Origin of the sequence: Novosphingobium sp. ST904 (genome assembly GCF_001298105.1) — a bacterium.
In the GTDB taxonomy this organism is placed as follows: domain Bacteria; phylum Pseudomonadota; class Alphaproteobacteria; order Sphingomonadales; family Sphingomonadaceae; genus Novosphingobium.
In genome coordinates, this window is record NZ_LGJH01000156.1 from 86,268 (window position 1) to 110,756 (window position 24,489).

General features: G+C 66.5%; 25 protein-coding genes, 2 tRNA genes and 5 pseudogenes. 13 read left to right on the forward strand and 19 right to left on the reverse strand.

Going from position 1 to position 24,489, the window contains the following annotated elements; all coding sequences use genetic code 11:
- The first annotated feature begins 170 nt into the window (after positions 1-170).
- Complete coding sequence (locus ADT71_RS19530; RefSeq protein WP_231636049.1) at positions 171-545, forward strand: hypothetical protein; 375 nt, start codon at positions 171-173, stop codon at positions 543-545.
- A gap of 120 nt (positions 546-665) precedes the next feature.
- On the opposite strand, the pseudogene ADT71_RS19535 reads toward ADT71_RS19530, so the two are convergent.
- From ADT71_RS19535 to ADT71_RS19545, 3 genes and pseudogenes are all read right to left on the reverse strand, one after another.
- A pseudogene (locus ADT71_RS19535) lies at positions 666-871 on the reverse strand (hypothetical protein).
- On the reverse strand, positions 871-1,062 hold the full coding sequence (locus ADT71_RS19540; RefSeq protein WP_054439495.1) for a DUF4169 family protein: 192 nt from the start codon (positions 1,060-1,062) through the stop codon (positions 871-873). Before ADT71_RS19540 ends, ADT71_RS19535 begins: the two are co-directional and overlap by 1 nt.
- 9 nt (positions 1,063-1,071) lie before the next feature.
- Complete coding sequence (locus ADT71_RS19545) at positions 1,072-2,550, reverse strand: ATP-binding protein (RefSeq protein WP_054439586.1); 1,479 nt, start codon at positions 2,548-2,550, stop codon at positions 1,072-1,074.
- 157 nt (positions 2,551-2,707) lie between these two features.
- Between ADT71_RS19545 and ADT71_RS19550 the strand changes: the two genes are divergently transcribed.
- Positions 2,708-3,580: an NTP transferase domain-containing protein gene (locus ADT71_RS19550; RefSeq protein ID WP_054439588.1), complete on the forward strand. Its 873-nt coding sequence runs from the start codon at positions 2,708-2,710 to the stop codon at positions 3,578-3,580.
- 169 nt (positions 3,581-3,749) lie between these two features.
- Here ADT71_RS19550 and ADT71_RS19555 read toward each other — a convergent pair.
- Together ADT71_RS19555 and ADT71_RS19560 are read right to left on the reverse strand one after the other, a co-directional pair.
- Positions 3,750-3,836, reverse strand: a tRNA-Leu gene (locus ADT71_RS19555).
- A gap of 311 nt (positions 3,837-4,147) precedes the next feature.
- The gene (locus ADT71_RS19560; RefSeq protein WP_054439497.1) at positions 4,148-5,134 is read right to left on the reverse strand and encodes a zinc-ribbon domain-containing protein; all 987 of its coding nucleotides are present in this window, start codon (positions 5,132-5,134) and stop codon (positions 4,148-4,150) included.
- 156 nt (positions 5,135-5,290) lie between these two features.
- Between ADT71_RS19560 and ftsE the strand changes: the two genes are divergently transcribed.
- From ftsE to ADT71_RS19580, 4 genes and pseudogenes are all read left to right on the forward strand, one after another.
- Positions 5,291-6,004, forward strand: coding sequence for a cell division ATP-binding protein FtsE (gene ftsE, locus ADT71_RS19565; protein ID WP_054439499.1), 714 nt, complete (start codon positions 5,291-5,293; stop codon positions 6,002-6,004).
- A 20-nt stretch (positions 6,005-6,024) separates the two neighbouring features.
- Positions 6,025-6,926, forward strand: a pseudogene (locus ADT71_RS19570) (cell division protein FtsX).
- A 26-nt stretch (positions 6,927-6,952) separates the two neighbouring features.
- On the forward strand, positions 6,953-7,519 hold the full coding sequence (locus ADT71_RS19575) for a YdcF family protein (RefSeq protein WP_054439500.1): 567 nt from the start codon (positions 6,953-6,955) through the stop codon (positions 7,517-7,519).
- Positions 7,519-8,214, forward strand: coding sequence for a 1-acyl-sn-glycerol-3-phosphate acyltransferase (locus ADT71_RS19580; RefSeq protein WP_054439502.1), 696 nt, complete (start codon positions 7,519-7,521; stop codon positions 8,212-8,214). Before ADT71_RS19575 ends, ADT71_RS19580 begins: the two co-directional genes overlap by 1 nt.
- 2 nt (positions 8,215-8,216) lie before the next feature.
- Here the strand turns inward: ADT71_RS19580 and ADT71_RS19585 are convergent, their stop codons facing one another.
- The 3 genes and pseudogenes from ADT71_RS19585 to ADT71_RS19595 all read right to left on the reverse strand — a co-directional run bounded on the left by ADT71_RS19585 (position 8,217) and on the right by ADT71_RS19595 (position 11,132).
- On the reverse strand, positions 8,217-8,996 hold the full coding sequence (locus ADT71_RS19585) for a transglutaminase family protein (RefSeq protein WP_054439504.1): 780 nt from the start codon (positions 8,994-8,996) through the stop codon (positions 8,217-8,219).
- 95 nt (positions 8,997-9,091) lie between these two features.
- Positions 9,092-10,017, reverse strand: a pseudogene (locus ADT71_RS19590) (prephenate/arogenate dehydrogenase family protein).
- The gene (locus tag ADT71_RS19595) at positions 10,014-11,132 is read right to left on the reverse strand and encodes a histidinol-phosphate transaminase (RefSeq protein WP_054439505.1); all 1,119 of its coding nucleotides are present in this window, start codon (positions 11,130-11,132) and stop codon (positions 10,014-10,016) included. The pseudogene ADT71_RS19590 and the gene ADT71_RS19595 overlap by 4 nt, the downstream one beginning before the upstream one ends.
- 211 nt (positions 11,133-11,343) lie before the next feature.
- Here ADT71_RS19595 and ADT71_RS19600 point away from each other — a divergent pair.
- From ADT71_RS19600 to metW, 3 genes and pseudogenes are all read left to right on the forward strand, one after another.
- A pseudogene (locus tag ADT71_RS19600) lies at positions 11,344-12,460 on the forward strand (homoserine O-acetyltransferase).
- 42 nt (positions 12,461-12,502) lie between these two features.
- Positions 12,503-12,901 carry a GNAT family N-acetyltransferase gene (locus ADT71_RS19605; RefSeq protein ID WP_369818311.1) on the forward strand — a complete coding sequence of 133 codons (399 nt, stop codon included), beginning with the start codon at positions 12,503-12,505 and terminating at the stop codon, positions 12,899-12,901.
- The gene (gene metW / locus ADT71_RS19610) at positions 12,898-13,491 is read left to right on the forward strand and encodes a methionine biosynthesis protein MetW (RefSeq protein ID WP_054439507.1); all 594 of its coding nucleotides are present in this window, start codon (positions 12,898-12,900) and stop codon (positions 13,489-13,491) included. The genes ADT71_RS19605 and metW overlap by 4 nt, the downstream gene beginning before the upstream one ends.
- 10 nt (positions 13,492-13,501) lie before the next feature.
- On the opposite strand, the gene ADT71_RS19615 is transcribed toward metW, so the two are convergent.
- Both ADT71_RS19615 and ADT71_RS19620 read right to left on the reverse strand, forming a co-directional pair.
- Positions 13,502-13,891, reverse strand: a complete 390-nt coding sequence (locus ADT71_RS19615; RefSeq protein WP_054439508.1) for a VOC family protein — start codon at positions 13,889-13,891, stop codon at positions 13,502-13,504.
- 93 nt (positions 13,892-13,984) lie between these two features.
- Complete coding sequence (locus ADT71_RS19620) at positions 13,985-14,371, reverse strand: VOC family protein (RefSeq protein ID WP_054439509.1); 387 nt, start codon at positions 14,369-14,371, stop codon at positions 13,985-13,987.
- A 198-nt stretch (positions 14,372-14,569) separates the two neighbouring features.
- Here ADT71_RS19620 and ADT71_RS19625 point away from each other — a divergent pair, with 198 nt between their 5' ends.
- Positions 14,570-15,241 (forward strand): glutathione S-transferase family protein, encoded by a 672-nt coding sequence (locus ADT71_RS19625; protein ID WP_054439511.1) that lies wholly within the window; start codon positions 14,570-14,572, stop codon positions 15,239-15,241.
- Between the two features lie 47 nt (positions 15,242-15,288).
- Here ADT71_RS19625 and ADT71_RS19630 read toward each other — a convergent pair.
- A pseudogene (locus tag ADT71_RS19630) lies at positions 15,289-16,238 on the reverse strand (complex I NDUFA9 subunit family protein).
- A gap of 246 nt (positions 16,239-16,484) precedes the next feature.
- Here ADT71_RS19630 and ADT71_RS19635 point away from each other — a divergent pair.
- A tRNA-Leu gene (locus tag ADT71_RS19635) sits at positions 16,485-16,571 on the forward strand.
- 114 nt (positions 16,572-16,685) lie between these two features.
- Here ADT71_RS19635 and ADT71_RS34140 read toward each other — a convergent pair.
- The 5 genes from ADT71_RS34140 to ADT71_RS19650 form a co-directional block, all read right to left on the reverse strand.
- A complete protein-coding gene (locus tag ADT71_RS34140) occupies positions 16,686-17,270 on the reverse strand; it encodes a c-type cytochrome (RefSeq protein WP_231636050.1) in 585 nt (194 codons plus the stop codon).
- On the reverse strand, positions 17,180-17,497 hold the full coding sequence (locus ADT71_RS34145) for a hypothetical protein (protein WP_231636051.1): 318 nt from the start codon (positions 17,495-17,497) through the stop codon (positions 17,180-17,182). Before ADT71_RS34145 ends, ADT71_RS34140 begins: the two co-directional genes overlap by 91 nt.
- Positions 17,498-17,505: 8 nt before the next feature.
- On the reverse strand, positions 17,506-19,110 hold the full coding sequence (locus ADT71_RS34150) for a PQQ-binding-like beta-propeller repeat protein (RefSeq protein ID WP_231636052.1): 1,605 nt from the start codon (positions 19,108-19,110) through the stop codon (positions 17,506-17,508).
- Positions 19,111-19,370: 260 nt separating this feature from the next.
- The gene (locus ADT71_RS19645; RefSeq protein WP_054439513.1) at positions 19,371-19,598 is read right to left on the reverse strand and encodes a DUF2171 domain-containing protein; all 228 of its coding nucleotides are present in this window, start codon (positions 19,596-19,598) and stop codon (positions 19,371-19,373) included.
- 119 nt (positions 19,599-19,717) lie between these two features.
- A complete protein-coding gene (locus ADT71_RS19650; RefSeq protein WP_054439514.1) occupies positions 19,718-19,978 on the reverse strand; it encodes a DUF2171 domain-containing protein in 261 nt (86 codons plus the stop codon).
- A 333-nt stretch (positions 19,979-20,311) separates the two neighbouring features.
- Here ADT71_RS19650 and ADT71_RS19655 point away from each other — a divergent pair, with 333 nt between their 5' ends.
- Positions 20,312-21,364, forward strand: coding sequence for a ribonucleotide-diphosphate reductase subunit beta (locus ADT71_RS19655; protein WP_054439516.1), 1,053 nt, complete (start codon positions 20,312-20,314; stop codon positions 21,362-21,364).
- A 97-nt stretch (positions 21,365-21,461) separates the two neighbouring features.
- On the opposite strand, the gene ADT71_RS19660 is transcribed toward ADT71_RS19655, so the two are convergent.
- From ADT71_RS19660 to ADT71_RS19670, 3 genes are all read right to left on the reverse strand, one after another.
- Entirely contained in the window at positions 21,462-21,971 is a 510-nt protein-coding gene (locus tag ADT71_RS19660; protein ID WP_054439518.1) for a thermonuclease family protein, read from the reverse strand.
- A 15-nt stretch (positions 21,972-21,986) separates the two neighbouring features.
- Positions 21,987-22,340, reverse strand: coding sequence for a PilZ domain-containing protein (locus tag ADT71_RS19665; protein WP_054439521.1), 354 nt, complete (start codon positions 22,338-22,340; stop codon positions 21,987-21,989).
- Between the two features lie 107 nt (positions 22,341-22,447).
- Complete coding sequence (locus ADT71_RS19670) at positions 22,448-22,810, reverse strand: hypothetical protein (RefSeq protein WP_054439523.1); 363 nt, start codon at positions 22,808-22,810, stop codon at positions 22,448-22,450.
- A 218-nt stretch (positions 22,811-23,028) separates the two neighbouring features.
- On the opposite strand from ADT71_RS19670, the gene ADT71_RS19675 reads away from it, so the two are divergent.
- Positions 23,029-24,489 carry a carboxylesterase/lipase family protein gene (locus ADT71_RS19675; RefSeq protein ID WP_054439524.1) on the forward strand — a complete coding sequence of 487 codons (1,461 nt, stop codon included), beginning with the start codon at positions 23,029-23,031 and terminating at the stop codon, positions 24,487-24,489.

The following is a 24,489-nucleotide window of genomic DNA, read 5'->3' on the forward strand; positions in this document are numbered from 1 at the left end:
GATCCGTTTCGGGTACGTCTCTTTGGAGTAACCGCACCGTTCCGGCCCGGCGGCGCGGGATGGATCGAGCCCTGTCCGGGTTGGAACGAATCGGCCCGTCTTGCGCTTTACCCTGCCGGAATCCTACGCCTCGGCAGAGAATTCCAGATATCGCAATTCAAGGACATATCATGAAAATCCGTCTTGCCGCGCTTGCCGCCGTTGTCGCTCCGGCCGCGCTGTTCGCCGCTGCCACGCCTGCCGCCGCGAAAGTGACGGCCGAGGCCAACGTGGCCCGCGCGGAAGGGGACTGGGGCGGCGAACTGGCGATCGGCGTGCCGGTGATCCAGGACGGCGGCTTCAGCATCACGCCCGGCGCGGGCGTGTTCTTCCACCACCGCGACCATCCCGGCTACTTCACGGACGATTCGCAGTGCTTCAACCGCAGCAGCGGCGCGCAGGTTTCCGACGGCAAGTGCGACAATTCCGGCACCAGGTTCTTTGGAAAGGTAGAGGCGATGTACCGCCTGCCGATGTCGCTCGGCCTGGGTGTCGCGCGCGGCTGATCGGTGACGACCTGCGGGCCTACGGCACGGTCTCCATGCCGATCCTTCCGCGCATCGACGTGAAGGGCAATATCGGCGACCACTATCTGGCGGCCGGCCTTCAGGCGCGGTTCTGAGTTTCTACCAGCCCTCGATCAGATCGACATAGGCCACCACGTCATTGTCGGTGGCGATGAACAGGCCGTCCTGCACCTCTTCGGGTTGCCGGGCGCCATGTCCATGGCCTCGGTCAGGGTGCCGTAGAACAGCGTGCTGGCCGCGCCGCCGTCCGGGCCGGAATCGAGGTGGTACAGGCGCACCGTGGCGTCGAGATAAGTCGTGCGCATCAGTCTTCGCCTTGTTCCGGGGTTCGCCTGGCACCGTCCACGATGCGGCCCAGACGCGTGATTTCCGTCTCGGTCGCCCGGCGTTCGTGCTTGCTGCGGCCATGCTGCGCGCGGGCGGTGTCCGCCTGGGTCCGGGCGGCGTCGCGCGCCTTGGCCTTGCGGGCCATGCGAAGGTTGATGATCTCGGCCATGACGGCCTTTTACCCCTCGACGGGCGCTGTTGTAACCCCGAGATCGGGCAGTCCGACCGAACGCTTGCCCGAAAAGTCCGTGCGCACGACGATGAGCCCGTCCTTTTCCAGATAGTCCAGCAGGCGCTGCACGCGGCGGGGGCTGCTGGTGCCGTAGACGCGGGCCAGGACCATGTCGTCGGGGCAGGGCTCGTCGTTCATGGCGGCGCGCGCGATCATGTAGAACGGCGCCAGCGCATCGTCGGGAACGTGCTTGGCAAGGTTGACCAGATCGAACCAGCGTTCGTCGTCGGGGTCCTCGATACCGGCGATGGCGGCGGCGAAACCGCGGCGGAACATCGTCGCATCGAGCCCGCGCACCGAGATGCCCTTCATGCGGCAGCGAATGGTGAAGTCCTGGAACAGCGTGGTCGCGGACTGGAACGTGCAATCCGGGTCCTGCGCCATGGTGTTCAGGATTTCGAGCATGGCCGCCCGGTTTTCTTCCGGCTCCGGCTCGGGCCGTTCGGGGCGCGGCGGCGGTGCGGAAGACGGGCCGGCGGAGGGGCCGTGCGCGATCGATTCGCTCAGTTCCTCGACGTCGATCGCGGGGCGCGGGGCGGGACGCGGAAAATCGGGGCGTTCCGGCTCGACGTGGAGATTGTCGTGCAGCAGTTCGCGCAGTTCCTCGGTGGTCGCCGTGGGCAACGGGGTGAGGCCGGGGGTGACCGACTTGGCACCGGTCAGGACCGTGCCGATGTTCACCGCCACCGGGCGGCGGCTGATCGCCGGGCCGAGTCCGAGGAACTGGCCGCGCGCAAGGTCGCGGATCTGTTCCGCCTGGCGGCGCTCCATGCCCAGCAGGTCGGCGGCGCGGATCATGTCGATGTCGAGGAAGGTGCGGCCCATCAGGAAGTTCGAGGCTTCGGCCGCCACGTTCTTGGCCAGCTTGGCGAGGCGCTGGGTGGCGATGACCCCGGCAAGGCCGCGCTTGCGGCCCCGGCACATCAGGTTCGTCATCGCCGCGAGGCTGACGCGGCGCGCCTCCTCGGACACTTCGCCGGCGGCGGCGGGGGCGAACATCTGCGCCTCGTCCACCACGACCAGCGCGGGATACCACTGTTCGCGCGGGGCATCGAACATGGCGTTGAGGAACTGCGCGGCGCATTTCATCTGCTGGTCGATCTCAAGCTCGTCGAGCGCGAGGACGACCGAGGCGCGGTGTTCGCGGATGCGCGCACCCAGCCGGACGATCTCGCCTTCCGCATAGGCGGCGCCGTCGATCACGACATGGCCAAATTCCTCGGCGAGGCTGACGAAGTCTCCCTCGGGGTCGATCACCACCTGTTGCACGATGGAGGCGCTCTCTTCGAGCAGGCGGCGCAGCAGGTGCGACTTGCCGGACCCGGAATTGCCCTGCACCAGCAGGCGGGTCGCCAGAAGTTCCTTGATGTCGATTTCGATCGACTCGCCCTGCGGGGTCTGGCCGATCACGATATTCGCGCTCACGCCGCATGCCTTGCGCAAGCCGGGCGCGAGAGGCAAGGCAATGCTGCGGCTTTATCCATAGCTTGTGCGCATCGGCTTGCGGCGCGTCATGCGAAAATCGCGGATTTCCGCGCCGGTCACGGGGCTGTCACACGCGCGCGGCATAGCGACGCAGATTATGGCTTCACCGGTTTCTCCTGATAGCGACGGTATCGAGCGCCTGCCCCTGCGGCTGGTGGTGCTGGCGGGGCATGGCCTCGGCCCCGGCGGAATCGATCCACTGGCAGAGCGTTTCGGCGAAAGGCACCGCTGCCTCGTGCCGCTGGCAGGGCGGCCGCTCATCGCCCATGTGCTGCAGACGGCGGCGCAGCATCCCCGCGTCGCCAGCCTTGCGGTCTGCGTGGAGCGGGAGGCGTTCGACCCGGTGTGGGACGTGCTGACGCGGCTGCCGGGGCGCGGCAGCGTGGCGCTGGTGGGAGCGCGGCAGGATATCGCGGCAAGCGTGCGCGCGGCGGCGGAGGACTGGGATGGCCCGCTGCTCGTCACCACCGCCGATCACGCCCTGCTCAGCGCGGAATCGATCGACGCCATGGCCGATGCGCTGGAAAGCTGCGATGTCACTTTCGCGCTGGCCCGGCGCGAGGCGGTGGAGGCCGCGCATCCCAATGCGCTGCGCAGCTATATAGCCTTGCGCGACGGCGAATTCGCGGCGTGCGACCTTTATGGCATGGCGGGGACGCGTTTCGTCCACGCGGTTGACGTGTTTCGCGGCAGGGGCGCCTCCGACCGCGAGGGCGCCCGGATCTGGCGGGCACTGGGCCTTGCCGGGCTGCTCATGGTCAAGCTGCGGCTGGAGACGCTTTCGGGTGCGGTGGTGCGGGCTTCGCGCCGCCTGCGGCTGCGCGTGCGCGCCGTGGTCATGGCCGACGGCACCCAGGCGATCGACGTGGACAATGACCGGACATATGCAGTGGTGCGGGACCTGCTGGGCGAACTGCCGCCGGAAACGCCCGGCAAGACCGCCAGGCCGACAGCGCGCGCCGTAGCCTGAAAAGGGTGCTCGGGTAGCCTGGATTTCAGGCGCCTGATCGAAGTGCGGGATGGCAGTGGCCGATCGGCGGAGGCCGGGTCGTGCCGGACCGTTTTTTTCAAGGCCCCAAACGACTTTCGGGCCCCCTTGCGGGGGCCCGAAGGCTTTACCAGATCTCTTGCGAGAGTGATGGTGCGGTCAAGAAGACTCGAACTTCCACGGGCTTTCGCCCACAACGACCTCAACGTTGCGCGTCTACCAATTCCGCCATGACCGCTAAATCACCGGGGAGCTTCGAAGCCGTCCCGTGGCAGGAGCGCGCCACTAGCAAAGGGTTCCTGACCCGGCAAGTGGCTTCGGCCAATTATTTTCAAAAAGAGCGAATTTTTTTGCACCGCACGGAATTTATGGCGGATTTGCGTGGCTCGGCCAATTTGATGCGGGTGCATGGCCGGATGGGGCCGCGTCACGGCATGGTGAAGCGGGCCGCGCATGGCGGCGAACAGGTAAGCGAAATCCTGCAAAAAGTGCAGGGCCGGTGCGGCGCTGCAAAGGAGCCCGGGCTCACGCGGGGTGAGCCGGCCCGCCTCAGTCGGGCTTCCAGCCGATCTCTGCGGCCGATGCTGCCTTGGGAATGTCGGTCAGCGCTTCGTTGACGGTGATCGCCTCTCCCGGCGCGAGCTTGCGCTTCGAGGGGACGACTTCCTTTTCGTAGACGATGCGGTCGCGCTTGTCGCGCAGCACGACCAATAGCGAGGGCACGTAGCGGGCCTCGCTGCCGATATTGCTGATGGTGCCGCTGACCGAGAAGAATTCGGTGCCGTCGGGCAGAGGCTTGCGGTCCTGCCGCTTGCGCGGGAAATCGAGCTGGAGGTCGGGCTGGGCGGGAGAGAAGGTCTGGCGCGGGATCGGCAGCCAGTCCGGCAGGCCGCCCCAGGCGACGGCGCCGGTAAGGCCTAGGGTCACGACCGCGAAGATCGCCGAGCCGAGCGTCGCGATCCGCGTCCAGTTGCGGCGCGGGCGGAACGGCGGCGAGAAATCGAAGTTCGACGCGTTTTCGTCCGCATAATGGACGCTTGTCGTATCGTCGTAGATCGGCGCGGGCTTGCGCGCGGGCTGCGGCGCCTGCGTGGGCGCGGAAAGCGGGCCGGCCTCATCGGTCGGCGTGCTTGCGGGGCGGGTGCCGGGAATGTCGGCAGCGCTCGCTTCGCGGCCGGGGGCGCGGCCGGGCACGCGAATGGCTTCGCGCGGCGGCGGGGCCTGCACCGGGGCGGCCTGCACCGGGGGTGCCTGAATGGGGGCGGCCTGCGCGGGAGCCGGCTGGACCGGCGGCGGCGCGGCAGGCCGTGGCGGCGCTACCGGCGCTTGCTGCGCGGCGGGAGAAGGCGGTGCGGCGGGAGCGGCAACTGTGCCTGCCCCCCCTTGCGCAACCGGGGCTTCTTCCGCTGCGGCTTCGGGGCCTTCCTGGAACCAGCTGTGGCGGCACTTGGCGCAGCGTACCGTGCGCCCGTCCACGCCCAGCGCGCTGTCCGGGACCGCATATCGCGTAGAGCAGGCGGGGCAGGCGATTATCATGATCGCAATCTATAAGCACGAGTGACTCTCATGCGACAAGACATGGACTTGTGGGCACACGCCGGAACGCCCTTTTTTCCACATTCAATGCTCGCTATAGCGTCTCGTCGCCCGTTCGGACCCGAACATGCCAGGCCGTAAACCGATTAGACGAGTATGACCGCGGACGGGGAAATCATCCATTTCGACAATGTCGGGCTGCGTTACGGCACGGATCGGGAGATCCTGTCCGACCTGACCTTCACGTTGTTTCCGGGGCGGTTTTACTTTCTCACCGGGGCCAGCGGCGCGGGCAAGACTTCGCTGCTGCGGCTGCTCTACCTTGCCCAGCGCCCCTCGCGCGGCGCTATCCGCATGTTCGGAACGGACGCCATCACCCTGCCGCGCAGCCGGTTGCCGATGTTGCGCCGCCGGATCGGCGTGGTGTTCCAGGACTTCCGGCTGATCCCGCACTTGTCCGCGTTCGACAACGTGGCCTTGCCGCTGCGGGTTGCGGGGCACCAGGAGAAGGATATCGCCGGTCCGGTCCGCGACATTCTCGAATGGGTCGGCCTGACCGAGCGGATGGATGCGCGTCCCGCCACGCTTTCGGGCGGTGAGCAGCAGCGCGTCGCCATCGCCCGCGCCGTGATCGCGCGTCCGGCGATGCTGGTGGCGGACGAGCCGACCGGCAACGTCGATCCCGAGATGGCGCTCAAGCTGATGCGCCTGTTCGAGATGCTCAACCGGCAGGGCACGACCGTGGTGGTCGCCACGCACGATCTGGACCTGCTGCGCAAGGTGCCGGAGAGCCTTATCATGCGGCTCGATCGCGGGCGTCTGGCCGATCCCACCGGGGCCCTGCGCTACCCGCCGCGGCAACTGACATGAGCGCAGAAGGAGTGCCGCGCATGGCATGGCGCCGCCTTGGTGCGCGCGGGGCCGAACTGATCCCGCAGATCCGCATGTCCGGGCCGATGCCCTGGGTCATCGCGATCATGGTGGCGATGACGGCGATCGCGCTTGCCGCCGGGCTCGCACTCGGCAACGCCATCTCTCCGCGCGCGCGGAAATCGAGGGCGGCGTGACGGTGCAGGTGCTCGAACCGCGTGACGACGTTCGCGCCCGGGAAGCGGCGGCGGCGGTCGAGGCGATCAAGCGCGTGCCGCATGTCGCCGGGCTTCGCCAGGTTCCGCAGGCCGAACTCGATGCCCTGATCGAACCCTGGCTGGGCAGCGGGATCGCCGCTGCCACCGGCGCGGCGATCCCGGTTCCCGCGCTGATCGACGTGCGCCTCGACGGTGCGGCGAGCCCGGATCGGCTCGCGGCGATCGAGCGGGTTCTCGTTCGCGCCGCGCCTTCCGCCCGGGTGGATGCGCAGTCGACATGGCTGAAGCCGGTATTCGACGCGATGCTGTCGCTGCAGGTGCTCTCGATCTCGCTGGTCGTTCTGCTGGCCGGCGCGCTGGCCGCGGCGGTCCTGCTGGCCGCGCGCTCCGCACTGGGCGCCAATCGCGACACGATCGAGATCGTCCATCTCCTGGGCGGAACCGATACCCAGGTCGCGCAAGTGTTCCAGCGTTCGATCGGCTATGACGCGGCGGGCGGCGGAACGGTCGGGCTGGCGCTTGCGCTGGTGGTGATCCTGTCGCTCGGCCGCCGTTTCGCGGGGCTCGGGGCAGGACTGGTGGACAGCGGCGCGCTGGTCTGGACCGACTGGCTGCTGCTGGCGCTGGTCCCGGTGCTCTCCACCCTGCTGGCGATGCTGACCGCGCGGCTGACCGTGCTCCATGCACTTCGCAAGATGCTATAGTACGCACAAGACGCTATAGGCATCTCATGTTCCGTCGCACCGCCGCCTTCCTGCTGCTGATCTGGCTGTTCGGTTTCCTCTGGTTTGCCATCGCGCTTCCGGGGCCGCTGGACGATGCGGTGAAGACCGACGCGGTGATCGTGCTGACCGGCAGCCGGGGAAGGATCGAACGGGCCATGGCCGTGCTGGAGGCCGGACGTGCCCCGCGCGTGCTGATCTCCGGCGTCGACCGCGAAGTGAGGCCCGGCGAACTCGCTGCCGAATTCAAGATTCCCGACCGGCTGATGAAGTGCTGCATCACGCTCGGCTACGAAGCTTACGACACCCGCTCCAACGCGCTTGAGGCGGCGGACTGGGTGGGGCGCCGCAAGGCCCGCACGGTGCGGCTGGTGACGGCGGACTGGCATATGCGCCGCGCCGCCTACGAGCTTGCACGCGAATTACCGCAGGGCGTCACCGTTCTTGAGGATGCGGTGCCTTCGCATCCCAGCCTCGGCACGCTGTTCCTCGAATACCACAAGTTCGTGGGCCGCATGGCGCTGGACTTCTGGAACAGGCCGCCCTGGAAACGTCATACTGGAACCTCGAAATAATGCGCACGAATGCGATCGACGTCATCCGCAGCCTGCTGTTCTACCTGGTGTTCTATCCGGGCACGCTGGTGTTCGTCACGATGGTCTGGGTGGCTTCGCTGTTCGGGCAGGAGCCGATGCGCCGCTCGGTCCGGGGCTGGGCCAGGTTCCACCGTCTGTGCTGCCGCTGGCTGCTGGGCATCCGGCTGGTGATCGAGGGCGAGATGCCGGAGGAAGGCGTGCTGGTGGCGATGAAGCACGAAAGCTTCTTCGAGGCGATCGACCTGCCGGCGCAGATGCAGTTTCCCGCACCGTTTCCCAAGGCCGAACTGATCGACATTCCGGGCTGGGGCTGGGCCGCGCGCCAGTACGGCGCGGTCGTGGTGCAGCGGGACCAGGGCGCCCGGGCCTTGCGGGCGATGGTGGCCTCGGCGCGGGGCTTTGCGTCGCAGGGGCGGCCGCTGGCGATCTTCCCCGAAGGAACGCGGGTTCCCCATGGCCAGCGCGCGCCGCTGCAAGCGGGATTCGCCGGGCTCTACAAGCTGCTCGGCCTGCCCGTGGTCCCCGTCGCGGTGGACAGCGGCAGGCTCTATCATCGCCGCTGGAAGAAGCCGGGCACCATCACCCTGCGCGTGGGCGAGCGGATCGAGCCCGGCCTGGCGCGTGACGAGATCGAGGCCAGGGTCCAGACCGCGATCAATGCGCTGAACCCCTGAGGTCAGGCGATCTCGCGCACTTCGACGGACTGGCTCCGCAGTTCCACCGGCCCGTAGCTGGTAAGAAACGAAACCGCCGCCGCATCGACGCCGACCCCGATCTTCGCCATCGCCTCGGGGCGGCTCATGCCGGTCGCATCCACCAGATGCCAGGTATCGTCGAGGAAGACTTCGGCCACGGCATGAAAGTCCTGCGGCTTGACGCCCAGGCCGTAGACGCTGGCGAAGCGCGCTGGAATGGCCGAGGCGCGGCACAGGCTTATGACGAGGTGGGCATAGTCACGGCATACGCCCTCGCCCGAATTGAAGCTGTCGGCCGCGCTCGTCTGCGCATTGCTGGAGCCGGGGACGTAAGCCAGGTGGCCGGCCACCCAGTCGCGGATCGCGGCCACCTTGTTTCCGCCTTCGAACATGCCGAACTGCGTGAGAGCAAAGTCCTGGAAAGTGTCGGAAGGGCAGAAGCGCGAGGGCAGCAGGTAATCGACCGTCTCGGCCGGGAGCATGTGCGGCGGCACGGCGGGCAGCCCCTCGATCGGGGTCACGATCCGCTGCGGTTCCACGACGGCCTCGTAGCGCACGGTCAGCGCATTGGCGACATGGAGCCAGATCCGGTCGCCGATTTGGTCATGCCCGGGCAGGCGGGCGAAATGCTCGACCGGAGGCAGCGAGATATGGGCGCTGTGGACCACCTGCTCGGGAAGGATCGCCGCCTCGAGCTGGAGCAGCACGTCGGTGGGCGCGGGCAGCGCGTAATCGAGTTGGGCCAGAATCGAGAGTTTCATGGGACGCGCGGCTTGTCCATGGGAAGTGTCCTTGGGAAGAGCTTCGGGAGGTCTTACCCGCTCAAAGCCCGAGAAGCGTGCCGGCTCCCGCGGGATCAGCGATTCTTTTGGCCGTTCTCGTGATCGCCGCGTCCGAAGTCGGGGCGGGAATCGTCCTGCCCTTCCTCGATGATGGAGCGGCGGATCGCGCGGGTGCGGGCGAAATGCTCGAACAGGGCATCGCCGTCACCCACCCGGATCGAGCGCTGCAGCGCGGTCAGGTCTTCGGTGAAGCGCTGCAGCATGGTCAGCACCGCGTCCTTGTTCGACAGGAACACGTCGCGCCACATCGTGGGGTCCGAGGCGGCGATGCGCGTGAAGTCGCGGAAGCCGCCGGCCGAATACTTGATGACCTCGCCCTGCGTCACGTCCTCGAGGTCGGAGGCGGTGCCGACGATGGTATAGGCGATGAGGTGCGGCAGGTGGCTGGTGACGGCGAGCACGAGGTCGTGATGGCCGGGGGTCATGATCTCGACATTGGCGCCGAGCCCTTCCCAGAAGCCTACCAGCTCGCTGAGCTTCACCATGTCCGTCCGTGCGGGCGGGGTGACGATGCACCAGCGGTTGCGGAAAAGGTGCGCAAAGCCTGCGTCGGGGCCGGAATTCTCGGTGCCGGCAACCGGGTGCGCGGGGATCACCAGGTGATCGGGCAGGGCATCGCCCAGCGCCCTGGAGATCGCTTCCTTGCTGGAGCCGACATCGCTGACGAGGCAATGCGCGGGCAGCGCTCGCGCACTTGCTCGGCTGCCATGCCCATCACGCCGGGGGGCACGCAGAAGATCACGAGGTCGGCATTCGCGACGGCTTCGGCCGGCGTCTCGCAGACCGTGCCGACGAGGCCGCGCTCGGCCGCGCGGGCGCGGTGGGCGGGGCTGAGGTCGTAGCCGGTGGTGGCCACGCCGGGCAGGTATTCCTGCACGGCAAGGCCGATCGATCCGCCCTGAAGGCCGAGGCCGATGATCGCGACGCTGTTTATGCTCATTGCGCGGCTTCCGCCATTTCGCGCAGCGCGGCGGCGATCGCGTCCATGTCCTCGGGCTTGCCGATGGTGAAGCGCAGGGCCTGCGGCAGGCCCTGTCCCGGCAGCCAGCGCACGATGTAGCCCCGGTCGGCGAGGCCGTCGAAAGCGGCTTCGGCGGTCAGCGCGCCTTCGAACAGGACCAGCACGAAGTTCGCCTGGGTGGGCAGGGCACGCAGACCGTGGTTGCCCAGCGCTTCGAGCTTGCCCACGAAGCGCGCGCGTTCGTCGCGGTTGTGGACGCGGCTGGCCTCCACGAAATCGGCATCGCCCAGCGCGGCCAGCGCCATGGCCTGGCCGGTGGCGGAGACGTTGAACGGTCCGCGAATACGGTTGAGAGTGGCGACGATCCCCGGCGCGCCGGTGGCCCAGCCGATCCGTTCCCCGGCAAGGCCGAAGATCTTCGAGAAAGTGCGCGTCACCAGCACATTGTCATGCGCCCGGGCCAATGCCAGCGATCCGTCGTCGTCCTCGGGCGCGACATATTCGCCGTAAGCCTGGTCGAGCACCAGCAGCACATCGGCGGGAAGTCCGGCGTGGAGCCGCGCGATCTCGCCCTTTGGCAGGTAGGAGCCGGTCGGGTTGTTGGGGTTGGCGACGAAGACCACGCGGGTCCGGTCCGTCACCAGCGCAAGCAGGGCGTCGACGTCGGTGCCGTAGTCGGCGTCGGGCGCGATGACCGGGGTTGCGCCGCAGCGCCGCGCGGCGATGTCGTAGACCGAGAAGCCGTAGCGCACGTAGATCACTTCGTCGCCAAGGCCCGCATAGCCCTGCGCGGCAAGGTTGAGCAGTTCGTCCGAGCCGGTGCCCATGACGACGCGTGCCGCATCGAGGCCGTGCCTGGCGGCAATCGCCTCGCGCAGGGCGGTACTGTCGGGATCGGGATAGAGCGCCGGCGCCTGCGCGCGCGCTTCCAGCGCATGGCGGCTGGTGCCGAGCGGGTTCTCGTTGGCCGACAGCTTGATCAGCGGCTTGCCGTCCTTGCCCTTGGACTTGCCGGGCACATAGGCATGGATCGCGTCGATCCACGGCTTGGGCTGCGGGGCTTGGCGGGTGCTGATGGTCTGGCTGTCAGTCATGATGCGCGGCCTATTAGCTTAGCGGCGGCGTGAAGGACAGGGGGCGATTTGGGCGATCGGTGCCGCGCCGCAGGGGCGGCGGCCGGCTCAGCCAGAGCGGGATTCGCGCGGTGTAACGAAAATACCCAGCCGCGCACTTTTCAAACCGGCGCCGGCAACCGAGCGAGTAATTGACAGGGCGCGGGCGGTCCCCCACTTGGCACAGTTCATCATGTCCACCACGCCCATCATCGACTCCAGTCGGGTTCTCGAACTGGCCCAGCCGCTCCCGCTCGACGGCGGACAGAGCCTGCCGGGCGTCCGCATCGCCTATGAGACGCACGGCACGCTCAATGCCGCGCGCGACAACGCGATTCTCATCACCCATGCGCTGACCGGCGACCATCACGTGGTCTCGGATCATCCCAAGACCGGCAAGCCCGGATGGTGGGTGCGCATGGTCGGACCGGGCAAGCCGATCGACACGGACCGGTTCTTCGTGATCTGCGCCAATGTGATCGGCTCCTGCATGGGCTCCACCGGCCCGGCCAGCCTCGCGCCGGACGGCAAGCCGTGGGGCATGCGCTTCCCGGTCATCACCATCCGCGACATGGTGCGCGGCCACGTCGCCCTGCTCGATGCGCTGGAGATCGATTGCCTCTATGCCGTCGTCGGCGGGTCGATGGGCGGAATGCAGGCGCTCAGCCTCGCCTCGAACTTCCCCGCACCGGATCCGCGCGGCGCTGGTGATCGCCTCCACCGCGCGCCATTCGGCGCAGAACATCGCTTTCCACGAAGTGGGCCGCCAGTCGATCATGGCGGACCCGGAGTGGCGCGAGGGCGACTATTACGATCACGGCAAAGGCCCGGAAAAGGGCCTCTCGGTGGCGCGCATGGCCGCGCACATCACCTATCTCTCGGAAGCGGGCCTGACCGAGAAGTTCGGCCGCCGCCTCCAGAATCGCGAGGAGAAGACCTTCGGGTTCGACGCCGATTTCCAGATCGAGTCCTACCTGCGCTATCAGGGCCTGGCCTTCACGGACCGCTTCGATGCGAACTCCTACCTCTACATCACCCGCGCCATGGACTATTTCGACCTGGCCGAGGAGCATGGCGGCTTGCTGGCCAATGCCTTCGCGCAGTCCAAGGCGCGCTACTGCCTCGTCAGCTTCGACACCGACTGGCTTTACCCCACCGCGGATTCGCGCGGCGTCGTCCACGCGCTGAATGCGGCGGGCCTGCCGGTGAGCTTCGTCGAACTGTCCGCGCCTTACGGTCATGACAGCTTCCTGCTCGACGTTCCCGCGCTCGATCGCGTGGTCGAGGGATTCCTGGGAGAAGGCCGGTGACGGCATCGCACATCGAACTGTCAGACGATCCCGCGCGGCTGGATGTGGCCCGCATCCACGGCTGGCTGGCCACCAGCTACTGGTGCCCCGGCATCGAGCGCGCGCAAGTCGAGAAGCAGATCGCGCTCGCACTGCCTTGGCGCCTATCGCGAGGACGGTGCCCAGGTCGGCTTCGCCCGCGTCATTTCCGACCGCGCCAGTTTCGCCTGGCTGGCGGACGTGTGGGTGGATGAAGGCGTGCGCGGGCAGGGGATCGGCCGGCGCCTTGCCAGCTGGTTCGTGGAGCATCCCGACTATGCAGGCATTCGCCGTTTCGGCCTTACCACGGCCGATGCCCACGGGGTCTATGCGGCGCTCGGCTTCAAGCCGCTGGCGCGCCCGGACCGGCTGATGGAGCGGCTTTCCCCCGCCTTTGCGGCGATAATGGAGGCAGGCGAATGAACGGCCTGCGTCCCGATCTCGCGGTGATCGCCGCCAATGTCGATCCCGCCGCGCGGGTGCTCGACGTGGGCTGCGGCGACGGCACGCTGATGCAGGCCCTTCGCGAAGACAAGCGGTGCGACGCGCGCGGCATGGAGCTCGATCCCGCCAATGTCGGCCTTTGCGTCGCCAAGGGCCTGTCGGTGATCCAGGGCGATGCCGACAAGGACCTGGCCTTCTACCCGGACCAGTCGGTGGACTACGCGATCCTGTCGCAGACCCTGCAGACGACGATGCGCCCGGACATGGTGCTGGAGCAGCTTCTCCGCATCGGCCGCCGCGCCTTCGTGAGCTTCCCCAACTTCGCGCACTGGCGCGTGCGGCTGTCGCTGCTGTGGGGCGGGCGGATGCCGGTGACGCGCCTGCTGCCGGTCGCCTGGTACGAGACGCCCAACATCCACCACCTTACCGTGGACGATTTCCGCGAACTGCTGCGGGAACGCGGCATCAAGGTGGAAGGCGCCTGGTTCCTCTCCGGCGACCAGCAGTGCAGCGCCGCCGCCGCGAATTTCCGCGCCGAACATGCGGTGTTCCTGCTGTCGCGCGGATAGGCGCGGCGTTTCAGCCGCCCATGGTGAGCCCGCTGTAGATGCCCAGCTTGTGGCCGTCCGGGTCGCGCATATAGGCACCGAAGGCGCCGCGCGCCTGCGGCTTGGCCTCGGGCTGGCCCTCGCAAGTGCCGCCGTTGGCGAGACCGGCGGCATGCCAGGCGCGCACGGTGGCCTCGTCGTTCGCGCCGAAGATGATCGTTCCGCCATTGGCATGGGTGGCGGGCTCGCCGTCACGCGCCGGGCCGAGCAGGAACTTCAGGCCGTCGAGATCCCACATCACCATCGGATATTCGTTCGAGATCGCGCAGGGTTCCACGCCGAGCGCGGCGAAAGTGGCGTCATAGAAGGCGCGGGCCTTCTCGAGGTCGTTGGTGCCGAGGCGCAGGCTTTTTAGGATCATCGTTCTCTCTCCAGTTTTTTGTCGTCAGGGTCGAAGATGTTCTGAGGGCGCCTCGCCATGCTGCCACCGGCAGCACGGTGAGGCGCGGTGGGATCAGGCCTGGACGTGATGCATCGCGCAGAGCTTGTTGTTCTGCGGATCGCGCAGATAGGCGAGATAGAGCTTGCCGAACGGGAATTCGCGCAGGCCCGGCGCATCCTCGCAGCTCTGTCCGCCGGCCGCGCACCCGGCTGCATGCCAGGCATCCACCGCGGCGGTGCTGTCCATCGAGAAGCCAACCGTGCCGCCATTGGCGAAAGTGGCCTCGTTGCCGTCGATCGGGGTGACGATCATGAAGTTCGAGCCGTTGTGCGTATAGGCGAGGCGGCCTGCTGCCGGGTCGGCCATCAGCGGGGTGGCGCCCATCGCGGCGAAGATCGCGTCGTAGAAGGTCTTCGCGGCGACGAGGTCGTTGCTGCCGACGCAGATGTGGCTGAACATGCTTGGGCTCCGTGGGTGGTGAATGCACGGGGTTTGGCGGGCTGCCGCAGACCGGTCAATCGCAGGCGGTCCGCTGCGACGATGATTGCCGGCGATGCGGCGAAAACGGGACTTATCCACGCGTTTCGCCCCCCGTGGCGGCATGGCCATTTGGCTCCGGGTGGACGCTGGGAGGCAGGTTTGGCATTCGAAATTGCCATGTGGCACATCTTCCAGTTTCCGCTCTGCCCCTTCAGCCGCAAGGTTCGGCTTCTCATGGCCGAAAAGGGCATCGCCTACGAACTCCAGACCGCGCGCCCGTGGGAGGGTGAGGACCGGCTGTTCGAGATGAACCCGGCAGGGCGCACCCCCGTGGTCAAGGAAACCGAACGCGGCACCGTCATCGTCGATAGCCGCGCCATCTGCGAATATTTCGAGGAAACCGTCGATCGCAACCCGCAGATCAGCGGCACTGCCGTGCAGCGCGCGGAAATCCGCCGCCTGATCGCCATGTTCGACGAGAACTTCTATCACGACGTATCTGGTCCGCTCCTGCATGAACGGATGAAGAAGCGCCTCGTCCTGCGCCAGTCACCCGATGCCAAGGTGCTGCGCGAATCGATGAAGCTCGCTCACGACTATCTCGACTATATCGATTACCTGATCGACAACCGTCCCTGGCTGGCGGGCGCAACGATGACACTGGCGGATCTTGCCGCGGCGGCGCAGATCTCGGTGGCCGATTACCTCGGCGGTCTCGACTGGTCGAGCCACGAGCAGGCGCGGGGCTGGTATCTGGTGATGAAGTCGCGGCCTTCGTTCCGGCCGCTGCTCAGCGAGCGCATGGAAGTGATCCAGCCGCCCAGCCATTACGCCGAAGTGGACGCCTGAACGGATAGAGGCGGCGCAGGAAGCGGGAAGCTCCCTGCGCCGGTCGATCAGGCTGCGGCGGTCTTGGTGCCGAAGCGGCCGTGGTTGCGGAACGGCACCATCCAGCGGTCGAGGAACAGCTCCAGCGGGCGCGGCGTGATGCCGAGCTGGGCAAGGCCGGGCAACGTGCCGCTTGCGGTATTGCCGGCCTGGAGCAGCTTGAGCTGGTCGGTGCTGATCGGGGTGCCGGGCAGGGCGGCGATCAGTCCGGAAATGCCGTCGGGCAGTTCGATGAAGGTGCGATCACGCTCGGCAGCCTTGGCGATGCGCTGGTTGAGGTCGAGCATCGAGACCACTTCCGGGCCGGCGAGTTCGAAGGTCTTGCCGCCGTGTGTTTCCGGGGCGGAGAGGGTTTCGGCGATCGCCTCGGCCACGTCGTCCACGAAGACCGGCTGGAGCTTCGCCTGCGGTGCGAAGACCGGCAGCACCGGCAGGCGCGAAACGAGATTGCCGAACATCATGACGAAGTTGTCGTCCGGGCCGAACATGACCGAGGGGCGCAGGATCGTGGCGGTCGGGAAGGCGGCAAGCACGGCCCGTTCGCCCTCTGCCTTGGTCCGCGCATAGGCGACGCTCGACGAGGCTTCGGCGCCGATGGCCGAGACGTGGACGAACGCAGCGGCGCCGGCGGCGCTGGCGGCAGCGGCGATGCGGCCCGCGCCTTCACCCTGCACGGCGTCGAGATTGCGTTGAACGCGCCCACCAGGTTCACCACGGCGTCCGATCCGGCCAGCACGGCGGCCAGCGAATCGGGCTTGGTCACGTCCACGCCCGCGAACTGGACCTGCCCAAGGTTGCCGAGCAGCTTGAGGGCGTAGGATTTCTTGGGGCTGCGGCTGGCGATGCGCAGACGCGCGCCGCGTGCGAGCAGGGCCTGGGCCACATGCTTTCCGAGAAAGCCGCTGCCGCCCAGCAGCGTGACGATCTTGCCGTAGAGGGGGTCGGTGGCTTGGCTCATGGTCAGGTCCTTCAGCGGGCGCAGGCGCATGAAGGAAAGGCCGCCTGCGCTCAGGTTTCGCGCATGACCTGCGCCATTGCACAAGGCCGGTTCCGGAGCAACCGGCGGCAGCTCTCCGACGGAGATTTCGCCTTTTTTCGCGCGATTTGAAAAAGTTCGATGAGGAGCGTTGACAACATTCCGGCAGCCCCTTAGAGGCGCCCTCCTACCCGGCGAGGACGGCACCAAAGGCTCCCTCGCTTCCGTGCCCAGATGGCGGAATTGGTAGACGCACCAGCTTCAGGTGCTGGCGCTCGCAAGGGCGTGGAGGTTCGAGTCCTCTTCTGGGCACCATTTCTCAAGCGATTGAGAATGCAAAGGGACCGTCGCAAGGCGGTCCCTTTGGCGTTTCTGCACTATCAGTCTTCAGCCAATCGAAGATACGCCGGCTATGCTTCGAATGGGCGGTCAGGGGCGAGTGCCGGTCAGCGGGAAGCTGCCGAAGGGGCCGTTTGCATTCTCGCCGCTCATCTTGCCGCCGCGAACGGTGATGTCGTAGCTAATGGTGATGGGCATCGGCATTGAGGCCTTGCCCTGGAATTTCGCACGGCCATTCTTCACGCCGCCCGCGACGTCCACCGTGCCTTGTTCTGCGGTCACCTTTCCGGTCACCACGTTGCCGGTAACCTGGAGGTTCATCACGGCCTTCTGGGGACCGACCGGGGTCTGGATCACGATGTTCCATTTACCCACGAAGTCCTGCGGTTTGGCGTTGCTGGCCTGCGCGGCCCTGGCTTTGTCCAGGAGCGCCTTCTGCTCGGCCGGGGCGGCTTGTGCCCGGGCGCGGAGGTAGAAGCGCAGGGTTTCCAGTTCCTCGTCAGTAAAGTCGGGGAAGGGCGGCATGCCGTTCATTTTCAGTGCGCCGCCCTTCACCACCTGCCGGAACGTGTCGGCGTCGGTGATCATCGGCGAATAGCGCAGGTCTGGTGCGGCGCCGCCGCCGATCGCGTTCCAGCCGTGGCAGACGAGGCAGGCGCGGGTTCCGAAGAGCATCGCGCGGCCTGGGCCCGGGCGAGATCGGGCTTGAAGTCCGGGTCGGCCGGGGCGGCGAGTTCGGGAAGCTGGAACGGGGGAATGGTGTCCTTTCCGTCCAACGCGAAAGTCAGTACCCGGCGCGGCAGGCGGTAGTCGGTGCGGAAGGCGGCGTTGCCGGGCGAGTTGATTCCGGCACCGTTACCACCGCTTCCGGTGATGACGGTGACATATTGGCGCCCGTTCATCCGGTAGGTTATCGGAGCGCGACGATCGGGCTTTCGGTCTTGAACGACCAGAGAGCCTTGCCGGTCTGCGCATCGCGAGCCACGAACTTGCCGTCGATCTGGCCCTGGAACACCAGGCCGCCAGCGCTGGCCATGACGCCGCCGGGCCAGTTGCCGGGCAGTTCGACTTCCCAGGCGACCGACTGCGTGACCGGGTTCCAGGCCTTGAGGAAGCTCCTGTGGCTGCCGGGCAGTTCGACCTCGGGGATCAGCGTGACGCCCATTCCGGCCGTGATCTCGCCGCCGCCCTTCTGGCCGTCGCCGATGAGGGCGCCTTGTTCGATGACCGGGATGTAGACAAGGCCGGTCAGCGGGCTGTAGGCCTGCGGCATCCACGAGTGGGCGCCGGTCGGCCCCGGCCAGACTTCGAACAGGCCCGGTTTCCCGGCATAGCGAATTCCGGGATTCTCGACCGGACGACCGGTCTTGCCGTCGATATGATCGGCCCAGGTGACCTTGGCGATCTTTTCCGCGGAGATGAAGGCGCCGGTCGCCCGGTCGATCACATAGAAGAACCCGTTCTTGGGCGCCTGCATCAGGACCTTGCGGTCCTTGCCGTCGATCTTGAGCGTGGCGAGCGTTATGTCGGTGGTGGCGGTACAGTCCCACTGCTCGGCCGGGCACACCTGATAGTGCCACTTGTAGGCACCGGTGTTCACGTCCACCGCGACGATCGAGGAGAGGAACAGGTTGTCGCCCCCGCCGGGGCTGCGCCTGGCCTGATTGTAGGGGAATCCGTTGCCGATGCCGAGATAGACGAGATTGAGTTCCGGATCGTAGCTGAATGCGTTCCATGCCGTGCCGCCGCCGCCCCGGCGCGTGCCGTCGGGGTTGGTCCAGCCGCTGGGCCATGTCTTGCGCATGATGGCCTCGGCTTTCTCGTTGCCGGGTGAGGCCGGATCGCCGGGGGTGGTATAGAAGCGCCAGGCGAGCTTGCCGGTCTTTTCGTCATAGGCGGTGACGAAGCCGCGCGCCGGGCTGATGTCCGCTCCGCCGAAACCGACGATCACCTTGCCGCCGAAGACACGGGGCGCGCCATTCGAATTGCGCGGGGCTGCGTCCGGATAGTCGTAGGTCTTCCAGGCTTCCCTGCCGGTCTTCGCATCGAGCGATATCACGTAGCCGTCGGTAGTGACGAGGAAGACGTGTCCGGCATCGTAGGCGATGCCCTTGTTGCCCCACGACATCTGGAGCGCCGAGGTCGCGCGTTCGCGGGTGCCGCCGTCATATTCCCAGATCTGCCGTCCGGTGACGGCATCCAGCGCGCGGATATGCGAGTGGCCGGTGGTGAGGAAGACCTTGCCCTCCGCCATGAGCGGGGTGCTGGCGGTGTAGCCGGGCTCAAGGTCGAAATGCCAGGCGAGCTTGAGTTTGCCGACGTTGCCGGTGTCTATCTCGTCGAGCGGGGAATAGTGCGTTTCGGTGCCGGTGCGGCCCCAACTGGGCCATTCGTCGGGATCGGCGACCATGGCCTGTTCGATCGGCTGGGCGGGCTTGTCGCAAGCGGTGACCACGAGCGGCGCGAGTGCCGCGAGGAATAGCCGCAAGGCGGCTGAGCATGGGCGTGCGATCACGGCTTCCTTCCCCGTACTGTCTTCTCGTTGTGAAACAGCGCTATCAGCCCGGCAGGGGCTTGGGAAGATTTACTGGCCTTGGTGTATCATATCTCGCCAGCCCATCGCCTGAGCGAATGGGGATCCGCCAGATGCGAGAACCCCGGCCTCCCGCAAAGGAGCCGGGGTTCTGCATTGGGGCGATCCCTGTGCGAATCGCCCACTGTTGGGGCCGGTTCCTGACGGGTCATCGCTTGCGGGCGATGGCCCTGCAGGGGGTGTCAGTTGGCGCCGGCGCCCATGGGAATCGGGGTGCCTTGCTTCAGGTATACGCGATTGTCTTCGATGCGATCGACATTGTCAAAAGCAATGAAATGGTGCGCGCCATCGGAACTGTCCGAACGCGTAAGCTTGATCTGGTCGTCCTTCACCGAATCGATAGTACCGACATGGGTGCCATTGTAATCAGTGACTTCCATGTGTTCACGGACGCGAAGTTTCTCGAACATAGGGATTCCTCCAGTGTCGTTCAGGACTTGATGATGACTAAACGGAGGTCCGTGATCTTCGTTCCGGCATTGGTCCCATGGCCGCCACGCTTCGTGGAAAAGAGGCGATCCGTGCTTGCTCAGGGCTGGGCGCCGAGGCCGAAAGTTTCGTCTCCGCGTGGGGAGAGCAGTATCCTCTCGCCGTCTACGCCGTCGATCTGGGTTGTCGCGACGAAGGACGAACCCTCGCCTTCGAGAATGACTTCCTCGCCGTCCACATGGTCGACCGTGCCGAGCACGGTGCCATCGGCGTCGATCACCGTCATGCCTTTGCGCACGATGCCCGATTCGGTGGGCCAGGCGGTCTGGACAGGGTCGAAAGGGGAAGGGGAAGGGGGCATCGCAAGTCCTCCGTAAGGGGCCTGAACTGGCCTTGGTAGAGGAAGAATACCCGGCAAACCGGCCCGGTTCCACGATTCGCCGCGAAAGGGGTGGCCTACAAGCCCTAGCGTTCCCATAATGACGAAGGCGCTAGATATGCCTGTTTAAGCTGTGGGAAGTTTTACCGAACCCGCTCCAAAAACGATCAAATTTGAGTATCGTGGCTGGTGTCGGCACCGGGGCTTGCCCCGCGCCCCAGAGATCATGCGTCGGGAAAGGCGCGGAGAGCCGCGCTTCGGCTCTGCGAATCGCCCGGCGCGCCATTTGAATCGAACACCCGGAGTTGTCCGCCCATGTCCCTTCTCGAAGCCCGCAAGACCTACAAGCCCTTCGAATATCCCTGGGCCTACGACTTCTGGAAGACGCAGCAGCAGATCCACTGGCTGCCCGAGGAAGTGCCGCTGGGCGAGGACTGCCGTGACTGGGCGCAGAACATCTCCGAGCATGAGCGCAACCTGCTCACACAGATCTTCCGCTTCTTCACCCAGGCCGACGTGGAAGTGCAGGACTGCTACCACGAGAAGTATGCGCGGGTCTTCAAGCCGACCGAGATCAAGATGATGCTCACCGCCTTCTCCAACATGGAGACGGTGCACATCGCCGCCTATTCGCACCTGCTCGACACCATCGGCATGCCCGAGAGCGAATACGGCATGTTCCTTGAATACGAGGAACTGAAGGCCAAGCACGACTACCTCCAGAAGTTCGGCGTCGACAATGACGAGGACATCGCGCGCACGCTGGCCATGTTCGGCGGCTTCACCGAGGGCGTTCAGCTTTTCGCGAGCTTCGCGATGCTGATGAACTTCCCGCGCTTCAACAAGATGAAGGGCATGGGGCAGATCGTCTCGTGGTCCGTGCGTGACGAATCGCTGCATTGCGAGGGCATCACCCGCCTGTTCCACGCCTTCGTGAAGGAGCGCGATTGCCTCAGCAAGGCCGTGAAGGACGACATTGCCGACCAGTGCCAGACCACGGTTCGCCTGGAAGACGCCTTCATCGACCTTGCCTTCGAGATGGGCCCTGTTCCCGGCATGACCGCCAAGGACATCAAGAAGTACATCCGCTACATCGCTGACTGGCGCATGGGCCAGCTCGGCCTCAACCCGATCTACCTGATCGAGGATCACCCCCTGCCGTGGCTGCAGCCGCTGCTCAACGGCGTGGAACACGCGAACTTCTTCGAGACCCGTTCGACCGAGTATTCGAAGGGTGCGACGCGCGGGAACTGGAACGATGTGTGGTCGAACTTCGATTCGCGCCGCAACGTGAAGGCCAACGACGAAGTCCTGGTCGAGGACGGTTCCGAGCCCGACATGTTCGGCGCGACCGAGGCTGCCGAGTAATCGCGCGGCGACTTTTGCCAGGGTAACGGAAAAAAGGGCTCCCGGACGCTGTGTCCGGGAGCCCTTTTTCATGCGGGATCGGTTTGTGGAACCCGCGTCAGCACCAGTCCCGGCGATAGCCCTGCCACTGTTCCGCGAGCCCCTCGTCGACCAGCGCGGCGCCCAGGCTGCGGCCCTGCCGCGTCACCACGCGCAGGGCCCGGCCGTACCGATCCTTGTCGCGACCGTCGCCGCCAGGCTGGAGCGAGAACGGCCCTTCGTTGAGCAGTGCGGTGAGGCGTTTGGTCGCTATGGCGCCAAGCCGGGCTTCCTCCGCGCACTCCGGCTTGCTGGTCTCCGGCGTATTGATGTCGGCGATGCGGATCTTCTCGCCTTCGTACCAGAAGGTGTCCCCGTCGACCACGCAGGTCCGGCGAACGGGCCCCGAGCAGCGCGCGAACTGCCCCGTTTCGGTATCGGCAGCGGTGGAGAAGGGCGTCTCGCCAAGGCCGGGGGCTGCCGAACGATGGCCGTGCCAGTAGTAGAGACCCGCGAGAGCCGCGAGCGGGAGCACGAAGCCGATCGGCGTCAGGCTCCAGCGGCCCCGCCGACGATATGATCTTGGCATTATGGAGAGCTGTCCTCAGGTTCCGTAGTCGCGTGCCTCTGGCGTGTCGAATTCGCCCCGGCAAGTGCGGATCAGCAAGTCCAGCTCGTGGTGGTGGAGTGCTTGCAGGAGCCGGAAGCCGAGCGTGCCGTTGCCGGTCCAGCGCACGCAGGCGTCGAGCGGCTCGGCCCCATCCGCTGCCACGACCAGCAGGTCGCCATTGGCGATGTCGGCAGGAACGAGATCGACGGGCATGACGCAGCCTAGCCGGCAGCCCTGCTGCGACACTTCCACCAGCAGCCCGGTGCCGACAAGATTTCCGTCGCGCAGGATCGATGCCCTCCGGCGCACGGCATAGCGCTGATGGGCGCGTATTCTGAGCGTATTCACAGGCAAGGCCCCCCGGCCATCCGATTCCCTGGAACTGTGGTCTGACGCCATGTTCTTATGATCCGGTTACCGGGCGCTTCCGCTCCCGATCCCGAATTCCCGTGCCTTCAGACCAGCCAGCTGCCGGGATTGGGCATCGGCGCATGCTTCTGGGCATTGAGCAGGCTCATCACGCAGCGCACGATCACCAATATGCCAACGGCCGCCAGCACGAACACGCCGATCAGCACGATCATCAGCAATATGCCCAGGATGCTTCCCGCCAGGCCCAGCCAGAAGGTGTTGATGAGGTACTGGTAGTGGGACTGTTCCCAGTCCGCCTTGGGCTCTCCCCGCCAGACGTAGGCGAGCACCACGCCGACGATGGCGGTAATCCCGGTAACGCAGGACGCGAGATACAGCAGGCTGATTATCGTCGGTTGATTGAACTCGAATCCCGAATTCGTAGTCGAGCGGTTCAGGTCGTCCATGGCTTTCTCTCCATGATGTACCCCAGGCCCTTGATGCTGCCCGCTTTGCGACTTTGGCGCAAGCATTGGATTCTCGGGCGTTTCCGGAGGGATTTCACCGGCGCGGGAAAGGTTCGCGGGCCCACACCCGGGCGATGATTGCCGGATGGCTGCAATTGCGCTGGCGCTGCTCCGCCGGGGAGCTAGGCTGCGGCAAAACGGGGGAGAGGACGCAAGCGATGACGGAAACGATCGTCCAGACGCGCGCGGGGCGGGTTTCCGGCCTCGAAGGAGCCGGATTCACGCGATTTCTCGGCATACCTTATGCCCGCGCGGAGCGTTTCGGCGTGCCAGAGGTGGTCGCGCCCTGGTCCGGCGCCCATCCGGCCAACCGCTTCGGGCGGCAATGCCCGCAGCAGTACGGCGGCAAGGTGCGCCGCGATGTGCTGGAAGGCCCGGACTACGGCGAGGATTGCCTCCACCTCAACGTCTACCGTCCCGATGGCGGCGCGGCCGGGCCGAAGCCCGTCATGGTGTGGATCCACGGCGGAGCGTTCATGGCGGGGGGCTCGAATGCCTACGATGCCTCCCGGCTCGCGCAGGAGGGTGACATCGTCGTCGTCACCATCAATTACCGCGTAGGGGTGCTCGGTTTCGTCAACTTCGGCGATGCCCTCGGGCTTCCGGCCATTCCGTCGAACCCCGGCCTGCGTGACCAGATCGCGGCGCTCGAATGGGTGCGGGACAATATTACGGCGTTCGGCGGCGATCCGGGGCGGGTTACGATCTGCGGACAATCGGCGGGGTCGATGTCGGTCTCGCTGCTGATGGTCTCACCGCGGGCGAGGGGGCTGTTCCACGGCGCGGTGATGCAATCCGGTGCGGTGAGCCTCATTCACGATCGCGCGCGTTCGATCCGCGACGCGCAGCGTTTCGCGGCAGTTCTCGGGCTGGACCAGTCGAGCCTCGAACGTTTGCGGACGATGGACCTTGCGGAACTGATCGGCGCGCAGGCTACCGTGAGCGGGCAACTCAGCAACGCCATTCCGGCGGCGCCCTGGTACGACGGCGACGTGCTGCCGGCCTCCTTCGAGGAAACCCTGTCGGCCCCCACCGCGCCGGTGCCGCTGCTTGCGGGTGCTGCGCGGGACGAGATTCGCCTGTTCGACCTCATGCCCGGCAATATCCTGCCGTCGAAGTGGCCCGATCTCGAAGCCCTGCTGCGCGAGCAGCTGGGCGAGGCCCATGCCGCCCGCGTGCTTGCGGCCTATCCGCGCAACCGCAAGGGGCGGATCGCGCTGGGATCGGACCTGACTTTCATCATGCCGACGCGGCATTTCGCCGAGCGCCATTCCGCCGCCCAGCCGACCTGGTTCTATCGTTTCGACTATGCGCACCCGATTGCCGGGGCCACGCACGGACTGGACCTGACGGTGTTCTGGCCGTTCAAGGGCTTCAAGATGGCGCTTGCCCGCGGCGGGCCGGATGCCGGGCGCCGGGCGGAACTGGGCCGCCGGATGCGCGCGCATGTCGCCCATTTCGTGCGCCATGGCGATCCGGGCGACATCTGGCCGCGCTATGACCGCGCGAGCCGGAAACTGCGGGTCTACGATCTGGCCGACCGGATCGAAGCCGACCCCCTGGCCGCGCGCTACGCCGCCTGGGAAGGACGGGACGTGCAGCCGGGGCTCGGGAAGTAG